Here is a 24,179-nt window from a genome sequence, read left to right on the forward strand (position 1 = left end):
TGGACCTCCTCACCGATCTCGCCACCGGCGGGGGTCGTCCTGGTGACGATCTGGGGGGGGCGGCCCGGCCCCCCCACCCCGCGGGAGGCGGGGGTGTTCTCGGCGGCCCCCGCGGGGGGGGAGGGGTCGACGTTGCCCTCCCTGGGGGAGGGTTTTTTGTTTCTCATTATTCCTCCTCTTGTGGGTGTGGCGGGCGTAACCCGCGGGGGTACATCCCCGCCCCGCCGGGGCGGGGGGGGACTGAGTGGTTACCCGTAACAACGCGGCTCTCGCGGGGGGTTTGTGTCTGGCGGGCGGGGTGGGGCACTCCGGTGGCGCGGGCGTAGCTGTCGATCGCGCCGAGGGAGAGCTGGGCGAGGCCTCTCATGAACGCGGTGTCCGCCTCGGCGACCACGCGGCTGAGCATGTCTGGGGCCCACTCGAGGAGGTGCCGGCGCAGGAAGTCCGCGCCGTGGCGGACGTAGCGCTCGGCGTCACCCGGGGAACCCTGCTCGAGCGCGTCCAGGGCCCGCAGGCACGACTGGGCGACGAAGTCGAGCTCGAGGCCGATGTGGTCGTCCGGCTCCCGGTTGAGGTGCGGCGCCTGGAGGGACAGCGCGCGGTAGGCGTCGCGAACCTCGAGGGTGTGGGCGTCGAACACGAGACCCTCCTGGCCGCGGTGCACCGACTCGTAGGGCGCCACGCGAGCCGTTGCGAGGGTGCCGTAGAGCCAGGCCTGGTCATGGTGGATCATCGCGGCGTCCTCGCCGGCCTCCTGCGAGGCGCGCATGAGCCGCAGCCCCTCCTCCGCGCCGGGGGTGCCGGGCAGGGGCCACTCGTCGAGGAGACCGCGCAGGCCGGCGAGGGCGGCGTCGTCGGGCGGCTCCTGGTGGAACCGCGCGAGAACCGTGAATGCGGCGGCGAGGTCGTCGAGCTGGTCGGTGTCGATCACGAGACTCCTTGGTGGACGGCGGCGCACAGGGCGGCGTGCCCGGTGAGGAAACCACGCAACAGGCCGGGGACGGCGCGGTAGAGCCGCGTGGCGGCGTGACGCGCGATGCCCTCGATGACCGGGCCGGCGACGAGGTCGGTGTGCTCGGTGCGAAACCGCAGGGCGGTGTCCGCCGCCCCACCCGCGCCGGCGACGTCCCCGGCGGCGTGCAGCCGCCCCACCCGGGTGGCGAGGTCGGCGAGGAAGGCGAGCTGCAAGCCGAGGTGGTCGTCCGCGGGGGAGGGCAGTCCGGCGAAGGTCGTCCCCGCGTAGGTGTCGAGGAGCTCCTGCCGCAGGGCGTCCGCGTCGCTGCCCCCGCGCCAGGCCGACTCGTGCAGCGGCACGAGCGGAGGACGACGGCGGAACATCGTCATGTGGTCGCGGACCACGACGTCGAGCGGCTCGGGGTCCACCGACTCGACGGCGTGGACGCTGTGGGCGTCCTGCAGCGGCCATGTCTGTCGCATCCGGGGCGAGGCGAAGCTCTCCGCGAGCGTCTGGCTGGGCGGCTCGAGGAGGAGGCGGGACAGGACGAAGCCCGCCGTCCCCACCTGCGCGCCCCGCGCGAGGAGGTCCTCCATCAGATGCCGATCCGCAGCATCGAGTCGTAGTGGAGGGAGCGGCCCATGAGCTCGGCCACCAGCGCGACGACGAAGGCGGCGGTGATGAGCGCCGTGAGGACCTGGGGCCGCTCCAGCACCGTGCTCGTCGCCGTGCGGAACACGAAGAGCGCGAGCAGGACGGTCGACAGGCTCAGGAGCAGGAGTCGAGCGGTGAAGAATGCCCCGCTGAACACCTCGGCCGAGGCGGCGCCGACCGGGTCGGAGGCGAGCTCGACGATGTGGAGGGGATAGGAGATGAGCACCGCGACGCCGGCGACCGCGGAGACGACGGCGAGCCACTGGATCGTCCGGGTGGTCAGTGCCCACTCGGCGCCCGTCGTCGGCTCGTTGATCTCCTCGACGCGGGTGCGCACCGACGTCATGACGCCACTACCGGGCGACGGCGGCTCCTGGGCTGGCGCGACCGGCCTGCCGGGGGTCACGTTGCGGCGGCGGACCCACGTCGTGACGACGAGGGCGGTGCCGACGGCGAGGGCGCCGAGCATGATCGCGGTCGCGAAGAAGTGGAACGGGACGATCGGGGTGTTCCACGCGGGGACGGCGACCAGGGAGTAGTAGATCTGGGACATCGACCAGATGAGGGCGATACCCGCCAATGCCGTCGCCGCGGCCAGCAGCTGGCGCAGCCGGAAGGTGCCGATCTTGAACCACTGGACGAGCGCGAAGCCGAAGCCGAGCGCGGCGAATGCCATCCCGAAGACGATCTCGCGTGACAACCACGAGCTGCCCACGTGACGGAACACGTTCAGGGTGTTGGTGATGTCGTTCATGTGGAGCGTCGAGGCGGCCAGGCCCAGGACCATGGCCGGTCCGATGGCGTAGACGATGGGCTCGGTCAGCCGCTCGACCGTCTGGGTGTCGTGGCGACGGGAGGCGAGGAGCTGGATCACGCCCAGAACGATGAAGGACCCCACACATATCTGGGCGATGACGGTGAAGAGGATCATCGGGAGCTCGTGGATGTTCATCAGATCTCCTTCGGGTTGGAGATCTGCCCCGTGCCGGCGTCCCAGGGCTGAGCGTCGCGGTGCGGGGTCATCACCAGACGGGGCCGGGTCACGGACGGGTCGGGCAGGGGCGCGATCGCGTCGGTGTCGCCGTACTTGCTGCGCAGCTCCTCGATGGGGCCCCAGTCCAGGGCGCGCGAGGGGCAGGCGTCCACGCAGGCGGGGTTCTGGCCCTGCTCGCGGTAGTCGTAGCACAGGTCGCACTTGGACATGTGGCCTGTCTCCACGTTGAACTGCGGCGCGGAGTAGGGGCAGGCCCACTCGCAGTAGCGGCAGCCCACGCACTTGTCCTCGTCGACCCACACGGTGCCGTCGTCCCGAACGGACATGGCGGTGGTGGGGCACACCTGCATGCACACCGGGTTCTCACAGTGGTTGCAGGAGATGGAGGTGTAGTAGGTGAAGACGTTGGGCGTTGCGGTATTGCCGTCGACACGCCACGAGCCGCCGGTGTACTCCACGACGCGGCGCCAGTTCACGCCGACCGGCAGGTCGTGCTTGTCCTTGCATGCGATCTGACACGCCTTGCAGCCGTTGCAGGACGACTGGTCAAAATAGAAGCCGAAAGCCATTGTCATCTACCTCCCTTTACCTTCTTGATCTGAACGAGGTTCGTGTGTTGCGCGTTGCCCTTGGCGATGGGGGTCGGGTGGATCTTGGTGAGGACGTTGACCGAACCTCCGCGGTCGACGCCTTCGTCGTCGAGCTCCATCCATGCACCCTGCGGAAGGGAAGCCACACCTGGCATCGTCTTGGGGGTCACCTTCGCCGGGATCTTCACTCGGCCCCGGTCGTTGAAGATCTCGACAAGATCACCGTCCGCGATTCCGCGCCGATCAGCGTCGAGCGTGTTGATCCAGACCGTCTGCGGGTGGGCCTCCTTGAGCTTGGAGTGGTTCCCGTAGGTCGAGTGGGTCCGCTGCTTGTAGTGGTGGCCGATGAGCTGGATCGGATACTTGGCGTCCGGGGCGATCGCTTCCTCGGGGCCCTCCCACGTGGTCACGTGCTCGGGCAGTGCGCTGATCCGATCACCCAGCGCGGCGTCGGGGAACTCCCAGTCCTTCGCCAGCTGCCACAGCTCGTTCGAGAAGATCTCGATCTTGCCCGAGGGCGTGGCCAACGGGTTTGCTTCTGGATCGTCTCGGAACTGCCGTAGAGGCACGGTGAGGCCCTCTGGGTTGTGATAGCGGAAGACGCCAACGTCCTTCATCTCGTCGAAGGAGGGCAGCCCTTCCACAGCCGGCCGGTACTCGGTCTCGTGCAGGTGCCGCGCCCAGTCCTCCAGGGTGCGGCCCTCGGTGAACTCCTCCTCGATACCCAGGCGCTTGGCGATCTCGGTGCACATCTCGTACGCGGGACGCGAGTTGAACAGAGGGTCGATGGCCTTCTCGCACATGATGAGGTACGCCATGTCACCGGTGTACTCGCTCGGTGCGAAGTCCCATCGTTCGGCCGTGGTGGTGTCGGGCAGTACCAGGTCGGCCAGGGCGACGGAGCCAGTGAACTGGTTGTCGACAACGCAGATGAACTCGCAGTTGGACTCGTCAGTGAGGATCTCGCGCGTCCGGTGGTTGTCGGCATGCTGGCTGGCCAACATGTTCCCGCCGTACTCGAGCATGAACTTGATGCCGACCTTCAGACGGTCTGCGCCGCGAACTCCGTCCTTGGTCGCCGTGAGCTCGGGGCCCCGCTCGATCGCATCGGTCCAGCCGAAGTTGGAGATGGCCGTCTTGACGGGGTTCTCTCCGTCAGGGAACCACGTCGTGAGTGGCCAGTAGTAGCCCTCGCGGCCACCGGTGCCGCCACCGGGGATGCCGACCTGTCCGAGCACATTGGACAGGGTGTAGATGGCCCGCGCCTGGTACTCCCCATTGGCGTGGCGCTGCGGTCCCCAACCCTGGGTGATGTTGACCGGCTTGGTCCGACCGAGCTCGAGCGCGAACTCACGGATGACGTCGGCGGGAACGCCAGTGATGGCCGAAGCCCACTCGGGCGTCTTCGCCACGCCGTCGGGGCCTGTCCCCTCGATGTAGCTGCGGTAGGAGTTGCCGCCCGGGATGCCCTCGGGCATGTGCTCCTCGTCGAAACCCACGCAGTAGGTGTCGAGGAAGTCCTGGTCGTGCAGGTCGTTGGCGATCAAGTGGTGCACGATGCCTGCGACCAACGCTGCGTCGGTGCCCGGGCGTGGCGCGATCCACTGGTCGGCCAGCAGTGCGGCGGAGTCGGAGTAGCGGGGGTCGATGACCACGATCCGCAACCCCTCGGTCTTGGCCGCTTCGAGTGAGGTGAAGACGAGCCCACCGCCGGACATGCGGGTCTCTTGGGGGTTGTTGCCCCACAGGACGAGCATCCGCCCGTTCACGACGGTGTCCTCGAAGCTGTTGGAAATCTGCTCGTCGGGCGCTCCGTAGTGGAAGCGGGTGATGGTGCCGATCTGGGAGTAGGAGTAGTTGCCGTAGTAGTTCAGCGAACCGCCCATGAGGTTGAACAGTCGTTGCCAGCCGCCGGAGTTGCCCAGGTGCGCGTTCCACACGCCGGATCCGTAGACCTTGAAGATGGCTTCGTTGCCGTAGGTGTCGATCGTGTACTGCAGCTTCTCCGCGAAGAGGTCGAAGGCCTCCTCCCAGCTGATCTCGTCCCACTGGCCGCCGCCACGGGGGGTGCCCTCGCGGCGCTTCAGGGGGGTCTTGAGGCGGTCCGGGTTGTAGATCCGCTCGCGCATGTTGCGCCCGCGGACGCAAGCCCTGATCTGACGATTTAGCAAGGAGTTGTCGCCCGTGTTGTCGGGGAGGACGCGCTCCACGACGCCGTCCTTGACCTGCAGGCGTAGGGGGCAGCGCGATCCGCAGTTCACGACGCAGGCACTCCACACGGTGCGGTCGGCGTCAGCCATCCCCTCGACGGGAAGCGCGTGGGCGGAGTCGCCTGGCATCCCGAGGTCGGACACCGTTGACACGAGAGCAGCAGCGCCGCCGGTGACGGCGGACCACTTGAGGAAGCTGCGACGGGTTGGCCCCGGCCGTTTCTTCGGCGTCTGGATATCTGTGGGACTCATGACGAGCCGCCTCCAATGCGAGTACGAACGATGTCCACATCACATCAGCGGGATTGAGGGCACCCGCAGGACCTTTGTCCAGCGGTTCGATTCCGCGGCGGCTATGAGGACAGCGTGCGTGCTTCGCCGATCTTGGCGGTGATCGTCTCCCGCCGGCGAAGCAGCCCCTCGCGCAGAGCGGCGACGCCCACGGCGAGCAGGTAGAGGCCCACGAGCGCCAGGGCCTGACCGATCATGAACACGGGGTTGGGAAGCGGGTTGATCATCGCGGCGAAGGTGAAGGCCACGACGACGGCCCAGCGCCAGCCGCGCAGCATCGTGCGCGCGGGCAGGACCCCGAGGAAGTTCAGCGCCACGAGGACCTCGGGCAGGAGGAAGGAGAGCCCGAAGGCCAGCACGAGGTACATGAAGAAGCTGACGAAGGATGTGGCACTGAGCAGCGCCGCGGCGTCGTCGGGGACGAAGGACAGCAGTGCCGTCACCGCCCGCGGCACGACAAGCACGCCGGAGACGGCTCCCGCTGCGAACAGGACGACGCCCGCAGCGCCGAAGGCCAGCGCGTGGAACCTCTCGCCGCGCTTGAGGCCCGGGCCGATGAACGCGCCGATCTGGTAGATCCACCACGGGCTGGACAGGATGGCTCCGGCCCAGAAGGCCACCTTGAGCTGGAGCTCGAAGGCGGCGCCGATGGTCTGGAAGTTCAGCTGCGAGCTGCCGCCGCTGATCTCAGTCAACGGCTCCTGGAGGAAGGCCATGACCGGTTCGTAGAGGAACCAGCCCGCCGTCGTCCCGACGGCGAGGCCGAGCAGGACGAGCACGAGTCTCTTGCGCAGCTCACGGAGGTGGGCGCCGACGCTCATCGCCCGCTCCGGGTTGGCGCGCCGGCGCGACCTCATCTGTCCGTCGGTGCCGTCCCACCGGCGGCCGGCGTGACCGGCGCGGGGGCGGGCGTGGTGGCCTGCGTGGTGGCGACGGGAGCGGCGGGGACGACGTCCTCCTGCAGCTCGGTGATCTCCTTCTTGAACACCTTCATCGACTGCCCGACGGACCGGGCGACGTCGGGCAGTCGCTTGGCCCCGAAGAGGATGACGAGGACGATGAGCAGGATGAGGATGTGGGTCGGTCTCATGGTGTCTCCCAGCGTCGAAGCGGCCTGGTCCAGGTCGTCGTATCGAACCTAACGACCCGTTCCGGGCGGAAGGTCGGACTTCGGTCCCGGCCCGGCGGCGCCCTGCTTCATCCAGGCGTCCATCTCCTCGCGGACTGCCTGCCGGACGATCTCGCGCGGGTCGTACTGGCGCAGGTCCAGGGAGGAGAGGTCGAGCTCCTCCAGGCCGACGGCCGCGGAGTCGCGCTGTGCCTCCTCACGCAACCGGGCGCTCCAGGTGCGGACGAGCTCAACGCCCCTGCGGAAGGCACGCACCGCCTGGGCGAACCCGGACGGGCCGAGGACGAGCACGACGACGACGAGCACGATGACGAGCTCGACCGAACTGACGCCGAACAGGTTCATCGCTCCTCCTCATGCCGGCTCCTGCCAGGCTAGGTCCGCCCGGAGGGCGCGGCCTGGGGCATTAGTCCCCTTCCCGCGCTCCCGCCTGTGTTCCGGCTGCCGGGCCCAGCCGGGCGAGGAGGGCCGGGGGCAGCGCCGAGCCGAAGGCGTTGCCCTCCCGGTACCGGCACGTCGGGCACAGCGCACCCTCGTCGGCGGGGTGCCGGGCACCGCAGCGCTCGCAGGCTGCCGTGGTGAGCCGGGCGAGGACGGCGACGGGCTCCTCGAGCAGCTCGGCGAGAGCGAGCGGGCCGGTGGTCGAGTAGGCGTCCACCGGGCACAGCCGGACGCACTCGAGCTCGGAGCGGCACTGCTCGCGCAGGTGGGCCAGCGTGCTCACGCCGTCGGCGTGGTCGAGGACGAGCGCGTCGTGGGGACAGGCCAGCACGCACACGCCGCAGGCCGTGCACCCCTCGACGAGGAGCCGCGCGGCTGCCGCGGCCGGCGGCGGTGCGGCCCGGCCCTCGGCGGCCGCGGCGGGGTCCTCGCGCGGGCGGGCGCGGCCGGCCTCCTCGAGCAGCCTGAGCGCGGCGAGGGTGCGGCCGGCGTCGTCGAGGTCGAGGTCGAGGGGGGTGCGGTCGCGCAGGCCCAGACCGAGCAGCGTGCGCCGGGGGAGCGGGATCTGCCCCAGGACGAGGACGTCGGGACGCGACCGCCGGCGGCGCGGGGGAGAGAAGGAGGCGACGCCGTCGGGAAGGACGGCGCTCCACGCGGCGACGTGGGTGGCCGCGGCACCGGGGTCGGTCGGGCAGGGCAGCACCTCGACGACACCCACGCCCGACGCGAGGAGCTGGGCCGACAGCCCCACCCCGACGTCGCGGACACAGCCCTCGAGGCGGACGGCGACTGTCCCGCGTGCCACCCGCGGCGGCTCAGCGTCCGCGCAGATGAGCACGACGCGCTCGGGGGTATCGTGCGCGGCGAGCCACCGCAGCAGCGCCCGGTTGGGGTCGGACATGGCGTGGGGTCAGCGTGCCGTCCGGGAGGCGACGAGCCGCTCGACGGCCTCGGCCCGCTCCGTCACGTCGCGCACGGTGGTGGCGGTGTCCAGCTCCCGTCCTGCGGCGCCCGCCGACAGACCGACGAGGAACGCCGTGAGCGGGGCCCCCGGACGGGTGGGCCCGTGGGCCACCTGGCCGACGAGCGCGAGGAGCTGCTCGTCCGTGCTCTCGACGACGGCGGGGTCGACGCCGAGCTCGGCGCACACCTCGCGCAGCCACTCGTGCATCTGGACCATCCGCTCATCGCTCACGGACGGTCCTCCGCCTCGAGGACCTCGCTGGCCCACTTCCAGGCGGCGATCGTCGCCGGGAAGCCGCGCGTGGTGAGCCCGAGCAGGACCACCTGCTCGACCTCCTCGCGGCTGGCCCCCGCCTCCAGGGCCTTGCGGACGTTGGAGCGCACGGCGCCGTCGGCCTGGGATCCCAGCGCGATGCCGAGCTTGACCAGCCGCAGCGTGCGCTCGTCGAGCGGTCCGGCGTCGTCGACGGCACGGGCCACGGCGTCGTGGCGCTCGACGACGTCGCCGAAGCGGCGACGGAAGGACTGGTAGACCTCGGGCAGGTACTCGGTGCTCTCGTCCATGCGCGTCATCGTGGCACAGCTCCTTCCGGCAGATTCGGGGGAGACGCACGAGCGCCGAGGACCGGTCGTGCCCGGTCCTCGGCGGGTGCAGGGGGTTAGCGGAGCCAGCTGTTGCCGACCTTTCCGGCCCACCACTTGCCCAGGCCCCACTTGTCACCGGAGAGGGTCACCGCGGCGATGATGAGGAGCAGTGCCTCCATCCAGTGGGAGTCGAGGACGGGGTTGGTGCCGTGCTCACCCACCCAGGGGAGGGCGACGACGTACATGAAGGCCATGAGCAGGGTGCCGCTGACGGCCGCGATGCGCAGGCCCGCGCCGGTGATCATCGCGACGCCGATGCCGAGGAGGCCCAGCATGAAGACGATGTCACCGAAGGGGTTGAGGAACAGGGACTGGAACAGCTCCGCAAGCGGCTGCTCCGGCGGGAGGTTGCCGAGGTAGCCCTGGGCCGGCGTGCCGCCGTTGATCCAGGCCCGCTCGCTCGGCGTCGAGAAGCCGAGGCCGAAGGTCTTGTCGAGGAAGGCCCACAGGAAGTAGAAGCCGATGACGATGCGTCCCACGGCGAGGGCGGCCTGCGCGCCGGGCCGGGTGACGATGTCGTCCATGTACAGGGTCGTGCTGCCGCGGCCCTGGGCGGAGCCTCTGGCGGGAGTGGTCGTGGTGGCCATCGGAGTTCTCCTTGCTTGTGGGTGGTGCCGTGTGGTGCTGTCATGCACAAGCGTCCTCTTCGGACTTGTCCGGCAAACGGGGCCAAGGTCCCGACTTTCCCGACACGGCGCGCCGGGGCCGCCTCGAGCGGCCCGCGCCCGCGGGTTGGCCGATAATGACGGTGGTCGCGACGCCGCGACCACGGCGAGAGGACTGACAACGATGGCACTGCCCAGCCCGAGCTACACGATCACCATGCGCGTGCAGGTACCCGCCTCGCAGGCGGCGACGAGCGAGCTGGTGGCCGCGGCGGCCGCGGAGGGCGCCTCCGTCACCGGTGTCGACATCGCGCAGTCGAGCACCGACCACCTCACGGTCGACCTCACCTGCGACACGATCGACGGGCCGCACAGCCAGCGGGTGGTGGACGCGCTCGACGCGCTCGACGACGTCCACGTCCTCAAGGTGTCCGACTCGACCTTCCTCATGCACCTGGGCGGGAAGATCGAGGTGGCTCTCAAGGTGCCGCTGCGCACCCGGCGCGACCTGTCCCGGGCCTACACACCCGGCGTCGCCCGGGTGTGCCTCGCGATCGCCGAGCGGCCCGAGGACGCCCGGCGCCTCACCATCAAGCGGAACACGGTCGCCGTCGTCACCGACGGGACGGCCGTCCTGGGGCTGGGGAACATCGGGCCGGCGGCAGCGCTGCCGGTCATGGAGGGCAAGGCGGCGCTCTTCAAGAAGTTCGCCGGCGTCGACGCCTGGCCGGTGTGCCTGGACACGACGGACACCGAGGAGATCATCTCGATCGTCAAGGCGCTGGCACCGGTGTACGGCGGGGTGAACCTCGAGGACATCTCGGCTCCGCGCTGCTTCGAGATCGAGCGGCGCCTGCGCGCAGAGCTCGAGATCCCCGTCTTCCACGACGACCAGCACGGCACGGCCATCGTCGTCCTCGCCGCGCTCATCAACGCCCTCAAGGTGGTGGACAAGCGCATCGAGGACGTCCGTATCGCCGTCGCGGGCGTGGGCGCCGCGGGCTCGGCCGTCATCCGGCTGCTGCACGCCCAGGGTGCGCGCAACATCGTCGGCTTCGACCGCGACGGCGCCATCCACGCGGATAGCGACACCCCGGGGGAGCACCACCAGTGGATCGCTGCGAACACCAACCCCAAGGGTTTCACCGGGACCCTGCAGGAGGGGCTGGAGGGGGCGGACGTCTTCATCGGCGTCAGCGCGGGCGACATCCTCACCGGTGACGACGTCGCCCGGATGGGGGAACGGTCCATCGTCTTCGCGCTCGCCAACCCCGTCCCGGAGGTCGACCCGATCGCGGCGGCCGCGCACGCGCACGTCGTGGCGACCGGACGCAGCGACTACCCGAACCAGATCAACAACGTGCTGGCCTTCCCCGGCCTCTTCCGCGGGCTGCTCGACGCCGGCGCGCGTGACGTCACCCAGGAGACGATGCGGCGCGCGGCCGTCGCCATCGCCGGCGTCGTCGGGGATGACGAGCTCAACCCGTCCTTCGTCATCCCGGGCGTCTTCGACACCAGGGTCGCCGAGGCCGTCGCCGACGCCGTCCGTGAGGAGGCCGAGGAGGCGCGCGCGGCCGGTCGGTCGCCCGCACTCGCGGACCAGGAGGCCGAGGATGCCCGGGTCACGTGGCCGGGGCGCCAGCCGGGCGACGAGGACCCACATGTGCCGTGACGCACACCCCGGCGCCCGCTCGGCCGCGAGGGTCCATTTTTCCCCGGAACGGCGCGCTTTCTAGGACGTGCAGCGGGCCTTTCGATCCGGCTTGACCGGCGGTCGGTCGCCTGCCTATGATTCTCGAGCCGGCAAGGGAGGCACGGACACCAGGAGCTGAGAGGCTCGGTGGCCGGTCCCGCCGGAACGACTACTGAACAGGGCGCCGCTCAGTCGGCGCCGCTTCGGACAGTCGGAACTCGACAGGGTTCAGGGCGTCGCTCGCACAGCGGGCGGAAGTCACTGGGTCATGCCGGGACAGCTGGAAGATAGCCCCGTTCCGGGTCTGCACGGTTGGTGTGGGTCTGGCGGTGTGTGTCTGTTTCTTGAGAACTCAACAGTGTGCCAAGTTTTTGATGCCAATATGGTCCTGGCGTCGGCTGGTTTGTCCATCGTCTGGTGGATGGGTTGGTTGGTGTCTGGGGTCGTTAGTTTGTTTGGTTGATGCTCGTCCGTGGTTTCCTTTCTGCGGGTGGGTGTTTGCCTGGATCGCTCGCCGTCCTTTTGGGTGGTGGGTGTTTCTTCGTATGGTTGTTACCTCTTTGGGGGTGGCGATAAACATTTACGGAGAGTTTGATCCTGGCTCAGGACGAACGCTGGCGGCGTGCTTAACACATGCAAGTCGAACGATGAAGCCCAGCTTGCTGGGCGGATTAGTGGCGAACGGGTGAGTAACACGTGAGTAACCTGCCCCTGACTTCGGGATAACTTCGAGAAATCGTGGCTAATACCGGATATGACACGTGCCTGCATGGGTGTGTGTGGAAAGATTTATCGGTTGGGGATGGGCTCGCGGCCTATCAGCTTGTTGGTGGGGTGATGGCCTACCAAGGCGACGACGGGTAGCCGGCCTGAGAGGGTGACCGGCCACACTGGGACTGAGACACGGCCCAGACTCCTACGGGAGGCAGCAGTGGGGAATATTGCACAATGGGCGAAAGCCTGATGCAGCGACGCCGCGTGAGGGATGACGGCCTTCGGGTTGTAAACCTCTTTCAGTAGGGAAGAAGCCTTCGGGTGACGGTACCTGCAGAAGAAGCGCCGGCTAACTACGTGCCAGCAGCCGCGGTAATACGTAGGGCGCAAGCGTTGTCCGGAATTATTGGGCGTAAAGAGCTCGTAGGCGGTTTGTCGCGTCTGCTGTGAAAACGCAAGGCTTAACCTTGCGCCTGCAGTGGGTACGGGCAGACTAGAGTGCGGTAGGGGAGACTGGAATTCCTGGTGTAGCGGTGGAATGCGCAGATATCAGGAGGAACACCGATGGCGAAGGCAGGTCTCTGGGCCGTTACTGACGCTGAGGAGCGAAAGCATGGGGAGCGAACAGGATTAGATACCCTGGTAGTCCATGCCGTAAACGTTGGGCACTAGGTGTGGGATCCATTCCACGGGTTCCGTGCCGCAGCTAACGCATTAAGTGCCCCGCCTGGGGAGTACGGCCGCAAGGCTAAAACTCAAAGGAATTGACGGGGGCCCGCACAAGCGGCGGAGCATGCGGATTAATTCGATGCAACGCGAAGAACCTTACCAAGGCTTGACATACACCGGAAAAGTGCAGAGATGTGCTCCCCGTAAGGTCGGTGTACAGGTGGTGCATGGTTGTCGTCAGCTCGTGTCGTGAGATGTTGGGTTAAGTCCCGCAACGAGCGCAACCCTTGTCCTGTGTTGCCAGCACGTAATGGTGGGGACTCATAGGAGACTGCCGGGGTCAACTCGGAGGAAGGTGGGGATGACGTCAAATCATCATGCCCCTTATGTCTTGGGCTTCACGCATGCTACAATGGCCGGTACAAAGGGCTGCGATACCGCGAGGTGGAGCGAATCCCAAAAAGCCGGTCTCAGTTCGGATTGGGGTCTGCAACTCGACCCCATGAAGTCGGAGTCGCTAGTAATCGCAGATCAGCAACGCTGCGGTGAATACGTTCTCGGGCCTTGTACACACCGCCCGTCACGTCATGAAAGTCGGTAACACCCGAAGCCGGTGGCCCAACCCCTTGTGGGAGGGAGCTGTCGAAGGTGGGACTGGCGATTAGGACGAAGTCGTAACAAGGTAGCCGTACCGGAAGGTGCGGCTGGATCACCTCCTTTCTAAGGAGCTCACCACATCATCGCCCGCTTCGTCGGGGTTCATCGGTGGTGTCAGGTGGCCACGCAGACACCGTATGTGTGTCTGGTGGTTGCTCATGGGTGGAACATCGAGGCTTGGCATGCTGTTGGGTCCTGAGGACACAGGCCACAGCCACCCCGCTTGCGGGTGTGGTTGGGTGTGTTTCTTCTGGTGGCCGCCTTCTGCCGGTCCTCACGCCGAAGTGTGTGGGGGACGGGGTTGGTCGGTGGGTTGCTTGAGAACTGTACAGTGGACGCGAGCATCTTTGATCTTTTGTGGTCAAGTTTTTAAGAGCATTCGGTGGATGCCTTGGCACTAGGAGCCGAAGAAGGACGTGGTGGCCTGCGATAAGCCTCGGGGAGTTGGCTAACGAACCGTGATCCGAGGATGTCCGAATGGGGAAACCCAGCTGGGGTCATGCCCAGTTACCCGCGCCTGAATGTATAGGGCGTGTGGAGGGAACGTGGGGAAGTGAAACATCTCAGTACCCACAGGAAGAGATATTCCGTGAGTAGTGGCGAGCGAAAGCGGATGAGGCTAAACCGGGGGTGTGTTAAAGACGGCAGTCGTTGCACCTTCGGGGTTGTGGGACCCGCTCACTCAGCCTGCCGGCTGGGTAGGGAGTAAAAAAGTGTTGTCATAGTCGAACGGTCTGGGAAGGCCGGGCACAGTAGGTGAGACCCCTGTAGACGAAATGGCATCACCTCCCGGTGGGGATCCCGAGTAGCACGGGGCCCGTGAAATCCCGTGTGAATCTGGCAAGACCACTTGCTAAGCCTAAATACTACCTAGTGACCGATAGCGGACAAGTACCGTGAGGGAAAGGTGAAAAGTACCCCGGGAGGGGAGTGAAATAGTACCTGAAACCGGATGCTTACAACCCGTCGGAGCCTCCTTAGCTGGGGTGACGGCGTGCCTTTTGAAGAATGAGCCTGCGAGTTAGTGGTACGTGGCGAGGTTAACCCGTGTGGGGAAGCCGTAGCGAAAGCGAGTCCGAATAGGGCGATTCAGTCGCGTGCTCTAGACCCGAAGCGAAGTGATCTACCCATGGGCAGGTTGAAGCGCGGGTAAGACCGCGTGGAGGACCGAACCCACTTAGGTTGAAAACTGAGGGGATGACCTGTGGGTAGGGGTGAAAGGCCAATCAAACTTCGTGATAGCTGGTTCTCCCCGAAATGCATTTAGGTGCAGCGTTGCGTGTTTCTTGCCGGAGGTAGAGCTACTGGATGGCCGATGGGCCCCAACAGGTTACTGACGTCAGCCAAACTCCGAATGCCGGTAAGTGTAAGCGCAGCAGTGAGACTGCGGGGGATAAGCTTCGTAGTCGAGAGGGAAACAGCCCAGACCACCGGCTAAGGCCCCTAAGCGTGTGCTAAGTGGGAAAGGATGTGGAGTTGCACAGACAACCAGGAGGTTGGCTTAGAAGCAGCCACCCTTGAAAGAGTGCGTAATAGCTCACTGGTCAAGTGATTCTGCGCCGACAATTCAGCGGGGCTCAAGCACACCGCCGAAGCCGTGGCATCAGCACATGTCCCCAGCGCCTCCCTCGTGGAGTGTGTTCAGGGGTGTTGATGGGTAGGGGAGCGTCGTGTGGGAGGTGAAGCTGCGGGGTGACCCAGTGGTGGATCCCACACGAGTGAGAATGCAGGCATGAGTAGCGAAAGACGGGTGAGAAACCCGTCCGCCGAATGACCAAGGGTTCCAGGGCCAGGTTAATCCGCCCTGGGTAAGTCGGGACCTAAGGCGAGGCCGACAGGCGTAGTCGATGGACAACGGGTTGATATTCCCGTACCGGCGAAACACCGCCCATACCGAGCCCGGTGATGCTAACCGCCCAACGCCCACTCGTCACCCTTCGGGGTGCGTGTGGGCCGCGCGCGGAACCCGAACCGGTAGTAGGTAAGCGTATTAACAGGGGTGACGCAGACAGGTAGCCTCCGCGTGCTTAATGGCTATGCACGTCCAAGGGAGCAGGGCGAGGTCCAGGCAAATCCGGGCCTCACACAAGCCTCAGACCCGATGGTGACCGCGAACGCGGGAAGCAGGGTGATCCTATGCTGCCAAGAAAAGCCTCGACGCGAGGTGTTAGCCGCCCGTACCCTAAACCGACTCAGGTGGTCAGGTAGAGTATACCAAGGCGATCGAGATAATCATGGTTAAGGAACTCGGCAAAATGCCCCCGTAACTTCGGGAGAAGGGGGGCCTGAGGGGTGAAGCCACTTGCTGGCTAGCCTTTGAGGGCCGCAGAGACCAGGGAGAAGCGACTGTTTACTAAAAACACAGGTCCGTGCGAAGTCGCAAGACGATGTATACGGACTGACGCCTGCCCGGTGCTGGAAGGTTAAGAGGACGGGTCAGCTCAACTTCGGTTGGGCGAAGCTCAGAATTTAAGCCCCAGTAAACGGCGGTGGTAACTATAACCATCCTAAGGTAGCGAAATTCCTTGTCGGGTAAGTTCCGACCTGCACGAATGGCGTAACGACTTCTCCGCTGTCTCAACCGTGAACTCGGCGAAATTGCATTACGAGTAAAGATGCTCGTTACGCGCAGCAGGACGGAAAGACCCCGGGACCTTTACTATAGCTTGGTATTGGTGTTCGGGACGGCTTGTGTAGGATAGGTGGGAGACTGTGAAGCAGCCACGCCAGTGGTTGTGGAGTCATCGTTGAAATACCACTCTGGTCGTTCTGAACATCTAACCTCGGTCCGTAATCCGGATCAGGGACAGTGCCTGGTGGGTAGTTTAACTGGGGCGGTTGCCTCCCAAAATGTAACGGAGGCGCTCAAAGGTTCCCTCAGCCTGGTTGGCAATCAGGTGGCGAGTGTAAGTGCACAAGGGAGCTTGACTGTGAGACTGACAGGTCGAGCAGGGACGAAAGTCGGAACTAGTGATCCGGCGGTGGCTTGTGGAAGCGCCGTCGCTCAACGGATAAAAGGTACCCCGGGGATAACAGGCTGATCTTGCCCAAGAGTCCATATCGACGGCATGGTTTGGCACCTCGATGTCGGCTCGTCGCATCCTGGGGCTGGAGTAGGTCCCAAGGGTTGGGCTGTTCGCCCATTAAAGCGGTACGCGAGCTGGGTTTAGAACGTCGTGAGACAGTTCGGTCCCTATCCGCTGCGCGCGCAGGAAACTTGAGAAGGCCTGTCCCTAGTACGAGAGGACCGGGACGGACGAACCTCTGGTGTGCCAGTTGTTCCGCCAGGAGCACGGCTGGTTGGCTACGTTCGGAAGGGATAACCGCTGAAAGCATCTAAGCGGGAAGCCTGCTTCAAGATGAGGTTTCCACCACCCTCGAGGTGGGAAGGCCCCCAGCAGAACACTGGGTTGATAGGCCGGACGTGGAAGCGGGGACTAAAGACCCGTGGAGCTGACCGGTACTAATTGGCCAACAACTTCACCACAACACAAAGATCAATTGTTGACGCGTCCACTGTACGGTTCTGGAGCCACCCACCCCACACACCACGCGTGTGTGGAGCGGCTGGACAACTCCACAGAGTTACGGCGGTCATAGCGAGGGGGAAACGCCCGGTCCCATTCCGAACCCGGAAGCTAAGCCCCTCAGCGCCGATGGTACTGCGTGGGAGACTACGTGGGAGAGTAGGACACCGCCGAACACCCATTCCCGTAAGGGCCGCACCACTGGTGCGGCCCTTACGTGTTTCACCAGCCAAACCGCTAACCCTGCACCACCATCAACGCCGCCTCTCCACCGGTGGAGCGAACGGAGCATTCTCGGACGGGCGTTAGGGTCGCCGGTATCGGGCGCAGTCATGCTCCTTCTTAAGACCTGGGCTGCGAGCGATGCTCCGGGCTTCCCCCTCTGAAAGACTCCGTGTCGAGGGTCCGACGAAGCACTCACGGGGTGTGGGGCCCAGTCTCCGCAGCACCGTGCGGTGAGTGGGTCCCTTTTCTCCTCCGCCGTCGCGGCTCGAGGCCGACCGGCGTGCTTCGCACGGCGCCTGCCGTCGTCCCGCTGTGGCGCCCATGTCCGAGCCCCCGGCCGTCGCTCGGCTCGGTCTTGGGCACCGGGGGAGGAGCGCCGCGCTCGAGGAGCTCCTGGGCGGCATCTCGGTGGCCGGCGCGGCTGATGACGTGGCTACGGATGACGACGTCCGCCTGGAGCAGGTGTCCCCGGACTCGAGACATCTCCGAATGCCAGGGCGGACAATGCGCCGACGAGCTTCACAGCCGCCGACTGCCGGCGCCCTCTGAGCACCTCGGCGGCTTTCCTCCGGCCGCTGTGCCCCTCCTCGGCGTCTCCAGGCCTCGGCAGTCACCGGTGAAGCCGACCGGAGACCCCGGTGTGCCGCAGGCAGTGAGGGGGGCGGCCGCCGGCTCGAGTGCCTTGCCGGCCGGGGGCGGCAGCCCCACGTGCTGCGCACAACGCGGGGACTGGCTGCTGACGATCTCCGCCACCCTCGACTCGTCTCTGTCCGCGGCGCCGTCCATGACGGTCTCGGAGCGCAGCGCGGCCGATAGGGCGGATCGCCGGTCGGCGGCTGAGCCTTAGTCGTCCGCAGGCGTATGGCGGAGGGGGATGGCACCTGCACTCGGATCCCGACGTGAATCCATACTGCACGTCTGACCGCCGGGACCCGGCACCGCTGGCACTGCCCCGAGGTGTGGGTGGCCGCCGTGGTGTCAGCCAACAACGACGAGCGATCCGGCAAGGCGACGGCGGGCCGTGCCGACCCGCTTCCCGAACGCGGGGGGAACGCTTCTGGTGAGTGTGGGGCTCGCGTTCAGTCACGGGCAGGAGGCGATGCGACTCGATCCCTTCAGGACCGGCGCCGAACACGGTCTGGCTACGCCATGGCTGTCGGGACCGCCCGGACGGGGACTCCTACCGCACCCGCGGCCACCGCACCGCGCCACCACCACCGGCACGAACCAGCAACTAACCAACAGCAAAGACCCCGCGGGGGGTCAACTTTCGATCGGCAACAGGGGGTCAGTTCTCGCCCGGCGTTGACACGAGCTCGTCAAGGCGAGGGACGCATCGTCAGCGATGCTCGCGTGCCCACGGCTCGAGCCGTGGCGCTCCGCGTGGAGCCGGTACCGGCGTGACGCTCCGCGTGGAGGGGTACTGCCCCTTGCGCTGTGTGCGAGACCGGGCCGGCGGAGAGGCACACTGCTCTGCGCCGTCACCGGCGGCACCCAGGGGGCCGGGCGACGCCGGGGCCGCACCGGGGACGTTCCGGGGGCTACCGCCAGCCCAGTGCGCCACGCCGGTGCACATGCAGGGCACGACAACGCCCAGCGACTCGCGGGCGACTCGTGTGAACGACCGCACAGCGTCAAAATATCGCCTAAGGTGTGGTCCGGACGTTCAGACGACGCATGAAACTGCAGGTCAGAGCGTGATCTAGTGCCCCAGGGAGGTGCTGCGCCCGCCGTTTGACGGTTGGCCCGCCGGCCCCGTAATGTTTCACCTTGTTGCCCCCCAGGGAGGCACGGACGCCGGGCCGAGAGGCTGGCGGCCGGTCCCGGGGATGGCGAGTTCACATCGAAGAGAGCGACCTCGTGTCGTGCCCACTGGTGTGAACGTCGGAGGGTTCTGAGCCTGGAAGCGCGAGTTGACAGGGTGGGACCGTCCGGGTAACTTTAAGAAGTTGCCCCGGTCCGGATCTGCGCTCTAGAGCGTGGGTCTGGCGGTGTGTGTCTGTTTCTTGAGAACTCAACAGTGTGCCAAGTTTTTGATGCCAATATGGTCCTGGCGTCGGCTGGTTTGTCCATCGTCTGGTGGATGGGTTGGTTGGTGTCTGGGGTCGTTAGTTTGTTTGGTTGATGCTCGTCCGTGGTTTCCTTTCTGCGGGTGGGTGTTTGCCTGGATCGCTCGCCGTCCTTTTGGGTGGTGGGTGTTTCTTCGTATGGTTGTTACCTCTTTGGGGGTGGCGATAAACATTTACGGAGAGTTTGATCCTGGCTCAGGACGAACGCTGGCGGCGTGCTTAACACATGCAAGTCGAACGATGAAGCCCAGCTTGCTGGGCGGATTAGTGGCGAACGGGTGAGTAACACGTGAGTAACCTGCCCCTGACTTCGGGATAACTTCGAGAAATCGTGGCTAATACCGGATATGACACGTGCCTGCATGGGTGTGTGTGGAAAGATTTATCGGTTGGGGATGGGCTCGCGGCCTATCAGCTTGTTGGTGGGGTGATGGCCTACCAAGGCGACGACGGGTAGCCGGCCTGAGAGGGTGACCGGCCACACTGGGACTGAGACACGGCCCAGACTCCTACGGGAGGCAGCAGTGGGGAATATTGCACAATGGGCGAAAGCCTGATGCAGCGACGCCGCGTGAGGGATGACGGCCTTCGGGTTGTAAACCTCTTTCAGTAGGGAAGAAGCCTTCGGGTGACGGTACCTGCAGAAGAAGCGCCGGCTAACTACGTGCCAGCAGCCGCGGTAATACGTAGGGCGCAAGCGTTGTCCGGAATTATTGGGCGTAAAGAGCTCGTAGGCGGTTTGTCGCGTCTGCTGTGAAAACGCAAGGCTTAACCTTGCGCCTGCAGTGGGTACGGGCAGACTAGAGTGCGGTAGGGGAGACTGGAATTCCTGGTGTAGCGGTGGAATGCGCAGATATCAGGAGGAACACCGATGGCGAAGGCAGGTCTCTGGGCCGTTACTGACGCTGAGGAGCGAAAGCATGGGGAGCGAACAGGATTAGATACCCTGGTAGTCCATGCCGTAAACGTTGGGCACTAGGTGTGGGATCCATTCCACGGGTTCCGTGCCGCAGCTAACGCATTAAGTGCCCCGCCTGGGGAGTACGGCCGCAAGGCTAAAACTCAAAGGAATTGACGGGGGCCCGCACAAGCGGCGGAGCATGCGGATTAATTCGATGCAACGCGAAGAACCTTACCAAGGCTTGACATACACCGGAAAAGTGCAGAGATGTGCTCCCCGTAAGGTCGGTGTACAGGTGGTGCATGGTTGTCGTCAGCTCGTGTCGTGAGATGTTGGGTTAAGTCCCGCAACGAGCGCAACCCTTGTCCTGTGTTGCCAGCACGTAATGGTGGGGACTCATAGGAGACTGCCGGGGTCAACTCGGAGGAAGGTGGGGATGACGTCAAATCATCATGCCCCTTATGTCTTGGGCTTCACGCATGCTACAATGGCCGGTACAAAGGGCTGCGATACCGCGAGGTGGAGCGAATCCCAAAAAGCCGGTCTCAGTTCGGATTGGGGTCTGCAACTCGACCCCATGAAGTCGGAGTCGCTAGTAATCGCAGATCAGCAACGCTGCGGTGAATACGTTCTCGGGCCTTGTACACACCGCCCGTCACGTCATGAAAGTCGGTAACACCCGAAGCCGGTGGCCCAACCCCTTGTGGGAGGGAGCTGTCGAAGGTGGGACTGGCGATTAGGACGAAGTCGTAACAAGGTAGCCGTACCGGAAGGTGCGGCTGGATCACCTCCTTTCTAAGGAGCTCACCACATCATCGCCCGCTTCGTCGGGGTTCATCGGTGGTGTCAGGTGGCCACGCAGACACCGTATGTGTGTCTGGTGGTTGCTCATGGGTGGAACATCGAGGCTTGGCATGCTGTTGGGTCCTGAGGACACAGGCCACAGCCACCCCGCTTGCGGGTGTGGTTGGGTGTGTTTCTTCTGGTGGCCGCCTTCTGCCGGTCCTCACGCCGAAGTGTGTGGGGGACGGGGTTGGTCGGTGGGTTGCTTGAGAACTGTACAGTGGACGCGAGCATCTTTGATCTTTTGTGGTCAAGTTTTTAAGAGCATTCGGTGGATGCCTTGGCACTAGGAGCCGAAGAAGGACGTGGTGGCCTGCGATAAGCCTCGGGGAGTTGGCTAACGAACCGTGATCCGAGGATGTCCGAATGGGGAAACCCAGCTGGGGTCATGCCCAGTTACCCGCGCCTGAATGTATAGGGCGTGTGGAGGGAACGTGGGGAAGTGAAACATCTCAGTACCCACAGGAAGAGATATTCCGTGAGTAGTGGCGAGCGAAAGCGGATGAGGCTAAACCGGGGGTGTGTTAAAGACGGCAGTCGTTGCACCTTCGGGGTTGTGGGACCCGCTCACTCAGCCTGCCGGCTGGGTAGGGAGTAAAAAAGTGTTGTCATAGTCGAACGGTCTGGGAAGGCCGGGCACAGTAGGTGAGACCCCTGTAGACGAAATGGCATCACCTCCCGGTGGGGATCCCGAGTAGCACGGGGCCCGTGAAATCCCGTGTGAATCTGGCAAGACCACTTGCTAAGCCTAAATACTACCTAGTGACCGATAGCGGACAAGTACCGTGAGGGAAAGGTGAAAAGTACCCCGGGAGGGGAGTGAAATAGTACCTGAAACCGGATGCTTACAACCCGTCGGAGCCTCCTTAGCTGGGGTGACGGCGTGCCTTTTGAAGAATGAGCCTGCGAGTTAGTGGTACGTGGCGAGGTTAACCCGTGTGGGGAAGCCGTAGCGAAAGCGAGTCCGAATAGGGCGATTCAGTCGCGTGCTCTAGACCCGAAGCGAAGTGATCTACCCATGGGCAGGTTGAAGCGCGGGTAAGACCGCGTGGAGGACCGAACCCACTTAGGTTGAAAACTGAGGGGATGACCTGTGGGTAGGGGTGAAAGGCCAATCAAACTTCGTGATAGCTGGTTCTCCCCGAAATGCATTTAGGTGCAGCGTTGCGTGTTTCTTGCCGGAGGTAGAGCTACTGGATGGCCGATGGGCCCCAACAGGTTACTGACGTCAGCCAAACTCCGAATGCCGGTAAGTGTAAGCGCAGCAGTGAGACTGCGGGGGATAAGCTTCGTAGTCGAGAGGGAAACAGCCCAGACCACCGGCTAAGGCCCCTAAGCGTGTGCTAAGTGGGAAAGGATGTGGAGTTGCACAGACAACCAGGAGGTTGGCTTAGAAGCAGCCACCCTTGAAAGAGTGCGTAATAGCTCACTGGTCAAGTGATTCTGCGCCGACAATTCAGCGGGGCTCAAGCACACCGCCGAAGCCGTGGCATCAGCACATGTCCCCAGCGCCTCCCTCGTGGAGTGTGTTCAGGGGTGTTGATGGGTAGGGGAGCGTCGTGTGGGAGGTGAAGCTGCGGGGTGACCCAGTGGTGGATCCCACACGAGTGAGAATGCAGGCATGAGTAGCGAAAGACGGGTGAGAAACCCGTCCGCCGAATGACCAAGGGTTCCAGGGCCAGGTTAATCCGCCCTGGGTAAGTCGGGACCTAAGGCGAGGCCGACAGGCGTAGTCGATGGACAACGGGTTGATATTCCCGTACCGGCGAAACACCGCCCATACCGAGCCCGGTGATGCTAACCGCCCAACGCCCACTCGTCACCCTTCGGGGTGCGTGTGGGCCGCGCGCGGAACCCGAACCGGTAGTAGGTAAGCGTATTAACAGGGGTGACGCAGACAGGTAGCCTCCGCGTGCTTAATGGCTATGCACGTCCAAGGGAGCAGGGCGAGGTCCAGGCAAATCCGGGCCTCACACAAGCCTCAGACCCGATGGTGACCGCGAACGCGGGAAGCAGGGTGATCCTATGCTGCCAAGAAAAGCCTCGACGCGAGGTGTTAGCCGCCCGTACCCTAAACCGACTCAGGTGGTCAGGTAGAGTATACCAAGGCGATCGAGATAATCATGGTTAAGGAACTCGGCAAAATGCCCCCGTAACTTCGGGAGAAGGGGGGCCTGAGGGGTGAAGCCACTTGCTGGCTAGCCTTTGAGGGCCGCAGAGACCAGGGAGAAGCGACTGTTTACTAAAAACACAGGTCCGTGCGAAGTCGCAAGACGATGTATACGGACTGACGCCTGCCCGGTGCTGGAAGGTTAAGAGGACGGGTCAGCTCAACTTCGGTTGGGCGAAGCTCAGAATTTAAGCCCCAGTAAACGGCGGTGGTAACTATAACCATCCTAAGGTAGCGAAATTCCTTGTCGGGTAAGTTCCGACCTGCACGAATGGCGTAACGACTTCTCCGCTGTCTCAACCGTGAACTCGGCGAAATTGCATTACGAGTAAAGATGCTCGTTACGCGCAGCAGGACGGAAAGACCCCGGGACCTTTACTATAGCTTGGTATTGGTGTTCGGGACGGCTTGTGTAGGATAGGTGGGAGACTGTGAAGCAGCCACGCCAGTGGTTGTGGAGTCATCGTTGAAATACCACTCTGGTCGTTCTGAACATCTAACCTCGGTCCGTAATCCGGATCAGGGACAGTGCCTGGTGGGTAGTTTAACTGGGGCGGTTGCCTCCCAAAATGTAACGGAGGCGCTCAAAGGTTCCCTCAGCCTGGTTGGCAATCAGGTGGCGAGTGTAAGTGCACAAGGGAGCTTGACTGTGAGACTGACAGGTCGAGCAGGGACGAAAGTCGGAACTAGTGATCCGGCGGTGGCTTGTGGAAGCGCCGTCGCTCAACGGATAAAAGGTACCCCGGGGATAACAGGCTGATCTTGCCCAAGAGTCCATATCGACGGCATGGTTTGGCACCTCGATGTCGGCTCGTCGCATCCTGGGGCTGGAGTAGGTCCCAAGGGTTGGGCTGTTCGCCCATTAAAGCGGTACGCGAGCTGGGTTTAGAACGTCGTGAGACAGTTCGGTCCCTATCCGCTGCGCGCGCAGGAAACTTGAGAAGGCCTGTCCCTAGTACGAGAGGACCGGGACGGACGAACCTCTGGTGTGCCAGTTGTTCCGCCAGGAGCACGGCTGGTTGGCTACGTTCGGAAGGGATAACCGCTGAAAGCATCTAAGCGGGAAGCCTGCTTCAAGATGAGGTTTCCACCACCCTCGAGGTGGGAAGGCCCCCAGCAGAACACTGGGTTGATAGGCCGGACGTGGAAGCGGGGACTAAAGACCCGTGGAGCTGACCGGTACTAATTGGCCAACAACTTCACCACAACACAAAGATCAATTGTTGACGCGTCC

General features: G+C 64.4%; 13 protein-coding genes and 5 rRNA genes. 6 read left to right on the top strand and 12 right to left on the bottom strand.

What is annotated here, in order from left to right; genetic code table 11:
- Positions 1-166: 166 nt before the first annotated feature.
- The 12 genes from ACWPXV_RS09060 to ACWPXV_RS09115 form a co-directional block, all read right to left on the bottom strand.
- Positions 167-931, bottom strand: coding sequence for a TorD/DmsD family molecular chaperone (locus ACWPXV_RS09060; RefSeq protein ID WP_454084937.1), 765 nt, complete (start codon positions 929-931; stop codon positions 167-169).
- The gene (locus ACWPXV_RS09065) at positions 928-1,551 is read right to left on the bottom strand and encodes a molecular chaperone TorD family protein (protein ID WP_454084938.1); all 624 of its coding nucleotides are present in this window, start codon (positions 1,549-1,551) and stop codon (positions 928-930) included. The genes ACWPXV_RS09060 and ACWPXV_RS09065 overlap by 4 nt, the downstream gene beginning before the upstream one ends.
- A complete protein-coding gene (locus ACWPXV_RS09070) occupies positions 1,551-2,561 on the bottom strand; it encodes a dimethyl sulfoxide reductase anchor subunit family protein (RefSeq protein WP_454084939.1) in 1,011 nt (336 codons plus the stop codon). The genes ACWPXV_RS09065 and ACWPXV_RS09070 overlap by 1 nt, the downstream gene beginning before the upstream one ends.
- On the bottom strand, positions 2,561-3,178 hold the full coding sequence (locus ACWPXV_RS09075) for a DMSO/selenate family reductase complex B subunit (RefSeq protein WP_454084940.1): 618 nt from the start codon (positions 3,176-3,178) through the stop codon (positions 2,561-2,563). The genes ACWPXV_RS09070 and ACWPXV_RS09075 overlap by 1 nt, the downstream gene beginning before the upstream one ends.
- On the bottom strand, positions 3,175-5,655 hold the full coding sequence (locus tag ACWPXV_RS09080) for a DMSO/selenate family reductase complex A subunit (RefSeq protein ID WP_454084941.1): 2,481 nt from the start codon (positions 5,653-5,655) through the stop codon (positions 3,175-3,177). Before ACWPXV_RS09080 ends, ACWPXV_RS09075 begins: the two co-directional genes overlap by 4 nt.
- A gap of 101 nt (positions 5,656-5,756) precedes the next feature.
- Positions 5,757-6,551, bottom strand: coding sequence for a twin-arginine translocase subunit TatC (gene tatC / locus ACWPXV_RS09085; protein WP_454084942.1), 795 nt, complete (start codon positions 6,549-6,551; stop codon positions 5,757-5,759).
- Complete coding sequence (gene tatA / locus ACWPXV_RS09090; protein WP_454084943.1) at positions 6,548-6,784, bottom strand: Sec-independent protein translocase subunit TatA; 237 nt, start codon at positions 6,782-6,784, stop codon at positions 6,548-6,550. The genes tatC and tatA overlap by 4 nt, the downstream gene beginning before the upstream one ends.
- A 48-nt stretch (positions 6,785-6,832) precedes the next feature.
- Complete coding sequence (locus ACWPXV_RS09095; RefSeq protein ID WP_454084944.1) at positions 6,833-7,168, bottom strand: hypothetical protein; 336 nt, start codon at positions 7,166-7,168, stop codon at positions 6,833-6,835.
- A gap of 61 nt (positions 7,169-7,229) precedes the next feature.
- Complete coding sequence (locus ACWPXV_RS09100; RefSeq protein WP_454084945.1) at positions 7,230-8,165, bottom strand: DUF362 domain-containing protein; 936 nt, start codon at positions 8,163-8,165, stop codon at positions 7,230-7,232.
- 9 nt (positions 8,166-8,174) lie between these two features.
- Complete coding sequence (locus ACWPXV_RS09105; RefSeq protein ID WP_454084946.1) at positions 8,175-8,459, bottom strand: DUF6457 domain-containing protein; 285 nt, start codon at positions 8,457-8,459, stop codon at positions 8,175-8,177.
- Positions 8,456-8,791, bottom strand: a complete 336-nt coding sequence (locus tag ACWPXV_RS09110; RefSeq protein WP_454084947.1) for a carboxymuconolactone decarboxylase family protein — start codon at positions 8,789-8,791, stop codon at positions 8,456-8,458. Before ACWPXV_RS09110 ends, ACWPXV_RS09105 begins: the two co-directional genes overlap by 4 nt.
- Before the next feature lie 95 nt (positions 8,792-8,886).
- Positions 8,887-9,459 carry a DoxX family protein gene (locus ACWPXV_RS09115; RefSeq protein ID WP_454084948.1) on the bottom strand — a complete coding sequence of 191 codons (573 nt, stop codon included), beginning with the start codon at positions 9,457-9,459 and terminating at the stop codon, positions 8,887-8,889.
- A gap of 202 nt (positions 9,460-9,661) precedes the next feature.
- On the opposite strand from ACWPXV_RS09115, the gene ACWPXV_RS09120 reads away from it, so the two are divergent.
- The 6 genes from ACWPXV_RS09120 (at position 9,662) to ACWPXV_RS09145 (ending at position 24,151) form a co-directional block, all read left to right on the top strand.
- Positions 9,662-11,149, top strand: a complete 1,488-nt coding sequence (locus tag ACWPXV_RS09120) for a malic enzyme-like NAD(P)-binding protein (protein WP_454084949.1) — start codon at positions 9,662-9,664, stop codon at positions 11,147-11,149.
- Between the two features lie 600 nt (positions 11,150-11,749).
- Positions 11,750-13,273: ribosomal RNA gene (locus tag ACWPXV_RS09125) — 16S ribosomal RNA — on the top strand.
- Between the two features lie 296 nt (positions 13,274-13,569).
- Positions 13,570-16,697, top strand: a 23S ribosomal RNA gene (locus ACWPXV_RS09130).
- A 99-nt stretch (positions 16,698-16,796) separates the two neighbouring features.
- Positions 16,797-16,913: ribosomal RNA gene (gene rrf, locus ACWPXV_RS09135) — 5S ribosomal RNA — on the top strand.
- Together the 16S, 23S and 5S rRNA genes form the textbook arrangement of a ribosomal RNA operon.
- A 2,290-nt stretch (positions 16,914-19,203) precedes the next feature.
- Positions 19,204-20,727 (top strand): 16S ribosomal RNA (locus ACWPXV_RS09140).
- Between the two features lie 296 nt (positions 20,728-21,023).
- Positions 21,024-24,151, top strand: a 23S ribosomal RNA gene (locus tag ACWPXV_RS09145).
- Positions 24,152-24,179 lie beyond the last annotated feature (28 nt).

Source organism: Georgenia sp. Marseille-Q6866, assembly GCF_965111665.1.

Excerpts from the sequence above, each read along its gene's own strand:
- ACWPXV_RS09100 (WP_454084945.1), bottom strand. The coding sequence starts at position 8,165 with ATGTCCGACCCCAACCGGGCGCTGCTGCGGTGGCTCGCCGCGCACGAT.
- ACWPXV_RS09075 (WP_454084940.1), bottom strand. The coding sequence starts at position 3,178 with ATGACAATGGCTTTCGGCTTCTATTTTGACCAGTCGTCCTGCAACGGC.
- ACWPXV_RS09095 (WP_454084944.1), bottom strand. The coding sequence starts at position 7,168 with ATGAACCTGTTCGGCGTCAGTTCGGTCGAGCTCGTCATCGTGCTCGTC.
- tatC (WP_454084942.1), bottom strand. The coding sequence starts at position 6,551 with ATGAGGTCGCGCCGGCGCGCCAACCCGGAGCGGGCGATGAGCGTCGGC.
- tatA (WP_454084943.1), bottom strand. The coding sequence starts at position 6,784 with ATGAGACCGACCCACATCCTCATCCTGCTCATCGTCCTCGTCATCCTC.
- ACWPXV_RS09070 (WP_454084939.1), bottom strand. The coding sequence starts at position 2,561 with ATGAACATCCACGAGCTCCCGATGATCCTCTTCACCGTCATCGCCCAG.
- ACWPXV_RS09115 (WP_454084948.1), bottom strand. The coding sequence starts at position 9,459 with ATGGCCACCACGACCACTCCCGCCAGAGGCTCCGCCCAGGGCCGCGGC.
- ACWPXV_RS09120 (WP_454084949.1), top strand. The coding sequence starts at position 9,662 with ATGGCACTGCCCAGCCCGAGCTACACGATCACCATGCGCGTGCAGGTA.
- ACWPXV_RS09110 (WP_454084947.1), bottom strand. The coding sequence starts at position 8,791 with ATGGACGAGAGCACCGAGTACCTGCCCGAGGTCTACCAGTCCTTCCGT.
- ACWPXV_RS09080 (WP_454084941.1), bottom strand. The coding sequence starts at position 5,655 with ATGAGTCCCACAGATATCCAGACGCCGAAGAAACGGCCGGGGCCAACC.
- ACWPXV_RS09065 (WP_454084938.1), bottom strand. The coding sequence starts at position 1,551 with ATGGAGGACCTCCTCGCGCGGGGCGCGCAGGTGGGGACGGCGGGCTTC.